Raw genomic sequence first — 4,810 nt, forward strand, 5'->3', positions numbered from 1 at the left:
CTCTTTCTAAGTTTGTAATAGCCTTTCATTGGTGGGGCTGCTAACTGATGATTTGTATAATGCCAATGATAAGACTGGCCATGGCAAAAATGAAACTTAAGGCAAAAAACCTCAGGGATTTTCGCACGCTCCCAAATTTTTCATCAATGATTTTGCTTTCCGCATGGATCTGCGCACTCAACTGAGTAAAGAGTTCTTGTTCATTTTCACAGATCTCCATCAATCGTTTAACATATTCATCGGAGGTCCCAAAAGCCTTGACGGCATCGCGAAAGAAAAAAACATTATCTTCATACTGCATTTCCATACGCGGCATAAAGCAACGGAAACAGTAATAAATGGATACAAGGACCGAAACAAGCCAGCAAACGGCACAAATGGTGAACAACCAGCTGTTTTCAAAAATAGGTTCAAAATAGTCTAACCGATCTGCAAATAGCCCAAGAATAAGGCTATGAAAGGAGAAGATGACCCCTGCTTTAAACTCAGAAGCCCTGATTAGTTTTTCCAGTCGCTCTAACTGTTCCCAATAATTGTTTGGATCTTGAATAATCATGTGTTCATTAATTAACAATATGTGCTTAATAGATTTGCACCTTGTTATTTGTACACAATTTAAGTATTTACTTCGGTCTGTGCTTTCTGGTGGCGAATAATTTTTCTGCCTTTTACGAAATACATCTCCATTTCACCTTTGTTCTTTACCAATACTTTGCCCCTGGGTTCGCACTCATAGACCTTTTTTATTAGTTGATAAGTATTTTCAGAGATATTGATACGGCCGGGTTCGGACAGGGTTTCCATACGGGAAGCTACATTGACAGCATCGCCCCAAATATCATAAGCGAATTTATTTAGCCCCACTACTCCGGCTACCACGGGCCCGGTGTTGATCCCAATTCGCACATCGAACGAAACGATACCGGGTTCAGGATTGATCTTCATATCTTCCATGACCTGTGCCATCTCAAAAGCCGCTTCCACCATTTTAAGGGGATGATCTGTGGTTGGGAAGGGCAAGCCTCCGGCACACATATAGGCATCACCAACGGTCTTTATTTTTTCCAACTCGTATTTGTCCATGATCTGATCAAATTTGGAAAAATAATAATCCACACTGCGCACCAATTCTTCCGGTGAGAGGTTTTGTGCATAGCTGGTAAAGCCTTTAAAATCGGAAAACAAGATAGTGGCCGATTCAAACCTTTTGGCCGCCACTTTGCCGTTTTCTTTTAATTCCAGGGCTGTTTCCTCAGGGAGGATGTTATGTAATAATTTTTCGGACCGTTCCCTTTCTACTTCTATAATCTTGTTTGTCTTCTTCATATAGCGGTACCTTTTGTAGGAACCTATGGCGAGTACAAAAACAAGCAATAATCCCAAAACGGTACCATAAATAACGTATTGCCGGCGTTTGACCTCCAGTGCCGAGATCTTTAAATTTTGATCCAATATCTGTACTTTCTGATTCGCCGTTACTAATTCATCTTCTTTCTTTTGCAGATCAAAATCGAATTGCAATCCTCGGATTTTGTCGTCTGTTTCTAAATTGAAAAGAGAATCTTTGGTCGCAATTAATAGGTTTTGATATTCATATGCAGCGTTATACTTCCTCTGGATAGCGTAAACTTTTGCCAGTCCTTTGTAAATATCCTTTAATTCGAATTTGACTCCCATCTCCTTTGCCAAAGTCTCAGCCTCCTTGTACATATCCAGCGCCTTCGAGGAATTAGTGTTTTCGTAAACTTTGCCCAATTCGGTCAATGCCTGAACCGTTTGTAATTGTTGGTTGTTTTCTAATGCCCCTTTCTTTGCCTGCTCTAAAAAATTTAGGGCCTTCTCTGTATCCCCAATTTGGAATTCTAGTTTACCGAGCTGTAAAAGGCTCTCTGTCTGGTCAGAGATATTTTGAGCTAATGGAAGTGCTTCCTCGTAGTACCTTAATGCCTCACTAAAATTTCGCTTTTTAAAATAAATTTCACCGACCCCCATGAGATAGTAGGTTCGCACCTGAGGGTCATTCAATGGTCCGAGATAAGGATTTAATCGATTGTAATAATTCAAAGCTAAGTCATAATCCTTTGGCGTGTCGGCGTAAACGCTTGCGATATTTATCAAAGCTGTGGCTATTCTTAAGGTGTCCTTTATTTTTTCAGATATTCCTAAAGATTTAAGATAATATTCGATAGCCTTGGTATTGCTGCCTTGACTGTAATAAACCGCCCCCAAATTATTGGCCATGTTGGCAATACCCAGGGAATCCTTTATCACCTCAAAAGTCCTGAGGGATTCTGACCAATATTCCAGAACTTTCAAGTATTCACCCTGATAATATTGGGCTAAGCCCATATTTTTTAAGGCATAGGCCCTACCCCTTTTATAGCCCAAACTATCAGCCATTTCTAAGGCTTGTTTCGAATAAAACAATGCTTTCGGTATGTCTTCTTCGTTGAGTATTTCTACACTCAGGGCATTAAGAGTGGACACCATAGAGGTATCTGCTATACCCTCGATCACTTTTTGTTTTAGACTATCAATTTGCGGATTTTGGGCAATTACCGGGTTTAAAATTATAGTTGGAAAGAAAACCAACAAAAAACCTAAAAACGTCCCAACCAAAATTTTCATTCCCTACTCTTTTCTGATAATTATAAAACTATCACACTGACGGTGCCCTATATTCGTTTGAACAATATAGAGACCACTGTCTAACAATGCCATATCAATCTCTATGCTATCAGTTGCACTGAATTCAAAAACAGAATGTTGCATGGTTTCCATGTTTGTAAGTTTAATCGTAGCTGCACCAGTAACATCTTCCTTCCGTTCGAGATTTAAAATATAATTATTTGCAGCCCCAATAGGATTATTGTAAATAACACATTCACTTTCATAGGCAGTGGTTTGCATAGGGTTTCCAGAATCTTCCACCGACATTTTGACGGGTGAACTGAAATTAGTGAGGCAGGAAAACTGTACCCCAAATTGCCTGGTCGAAACCTGACCGGTATGGCCTCGTGCCCCTACCCTGTAGATCAGGGAAGACCTACCTTCATAGGATACTTCCACATTTACCCTTGGTTCTCCGTTAAAGGTAGACGTATATGAGTTATTAAACCCATTTACCCTCAGGATCCCTTGGGTGGGATTTTCAACCACTTCCACCTGTGAAGGGGATGTGCCTCCTTCTAACGTATATTGCTGTGGCAAGTTGATCTCTACATATTCCTGGTATGCCCCTGTCCCATCCACATCGAGAACTCCTGCAATAAGGTCTGCAGTGATATTAGCAGGAGTATTGGTGCCAGAATTAACCAACTCTATGGAATACTCAAGATATGGCTCAGGAACAGCTTCTGTAATGGTGAAGGATACCAAAGGCCTTAATTGTTTTCTATCCTCAGAACCTTGATGGAAATTGTTATCATCAATCACAAAATCCCTTACAGTTCCCCTTGTTTGCAATGTTACCAGGGCATCCAAACCTGTAGCAACATTTGCAAAACGGTACTTACCAAAAAGTGCATCAAATGTATAGTTGCTAAAATCAAGGGCTAAGGCATCCCCACAGGCAGAGACATTTACTTGTCCTGAAGAACTGCAGGTATCACCATCAGCAATACTATAATTAGTGAGCTCAACCTCTTGTATTTTGATGGTATAAATTCCCTCTCCTAATACAAGGCCTCCACTTGGAATAATCGTTTCTTCCGGTTTTCCATCTATCTCCTCAACTACTACATAGGTAATACCATTTGGTAAGAATATACTATCATCATCTTCACACAGATAAGAGATCGTAGCATTTATCATATCCTGGGTAAGGAGGTCCCCTTCCCGGATCTCGACATCGTCTATACAAACAAATAAATCAGCCTTGGTAATTGCCAACTTATTATTGGCCCCTTCACCATCTTGATATAAGACCGTATAGTTGGCCAACTGTTCCACAGCCTCATTTGCAATCCTGATGTTGTAAAAGCCAACATCCAAGCATGAGCCAAAAGGTATTTCAGTTTCTCCTTCTTCCCCTTCAGGAACTAACACATAAGGGATGGATGCCCCAAACAAATCGACCGGATTTTCCTCATAGGCAAAGCCCTGCAATACCTGACTTTCAACTCCATCCTTTAGGATATTCGATGCTGTGATTTCCTCCCCATATTCCTTTTCTATATAATCCGCATTAAAGGTCAGTTCTGCTTTCGTGATCTCAAGGGAATTATTTTCTCCTTCCCCGTCTTCATAGAAGATCGTATAATTGGTCAACTGATCCACAACCTGAGTTTCAATTCTTATCTGATAGTTGCCTGCTACTAATGCATCCCCCAGTGGAAACTCCTGTTCGGAATCAGAAGGAATAAACACATAAGGAATTTCCTCTCCGAAAATGTCACCGGCAGTATCCTCATATTCAAAACCTTGCAGTACAGGTATTGCGCTTTCGGAAGGATTATCGAACTTGGTAATATCTTCATCTGTAATCTGTATGCCATAAACCCTTTCGAAGGAATCTGCATTAAAAGTCAATTCCTTTTTGACTATCCTGATGACCAGGGGGTCCTCGTACACCAGGGAATAATTGCTATCCGGCATGGTGATCCTCACTACATATTGCCCTGCGTTAATCTGATCCTCAAGACTAAACACCTGGGGCTCTTCAGATACTTCTTCCAGGAAATACGGAATAATACCATCTTGGAAAATATCCGTTATCACTTCATCCGCGAGGCCGCTTATGGCGATGAGTGGTTCAAGAATTTCAGGAGTAAGCTCTCCTCCATAAACAATTTCATAGGGTTCACCATCA

2 protein-coding genes and 1 pseudogene are annotated in these 4,810 nt (G+C 40.7%); all 3 read right to left on the minus strand.

The genetic code is table 11. The features are described from left to right. Window positions 1-40 precede the first annotated feature (40 nt). The gene (locus WBM49_RS02740) at window positions 41-556 is read right to left on the minus strand and encodes a Pycsar system effector family protein (protein ID WP_424370531.1); all 516 of its coding nucleotides are present in this window, start codon (window positions 554-556) and stop codon (window positions 41-43) included. A gap of 59 nt (window positions 557-615) precedes the next feature. Continuing rightward, complete coding sequence (locus WBM49_RS02745) at window positions 616-2,628, minus strand: adenylate/guanylate cyclase domain-containing protein (RefSeq protein ID WP_424370532.1); 2,013 nt, start codon at window positions 2,626-2,628, stop codon at window positions 616-618. A gap of 3 nt (window positions 2,629-2,631) precedes the next feature. Next, window positions 2,632-4,810, minus strand: a pseudogene (locus WBM49_RS02750) (hypothetical protein); the annotation flags it as partial.

The organism is Muriicola sp. (assembly GCF_049669965.1).
GTDB lineage: Bacteria > Bacteroidota > Bacteroidia > Flavobacteriales > Flavobacteriaceae > Muriicola.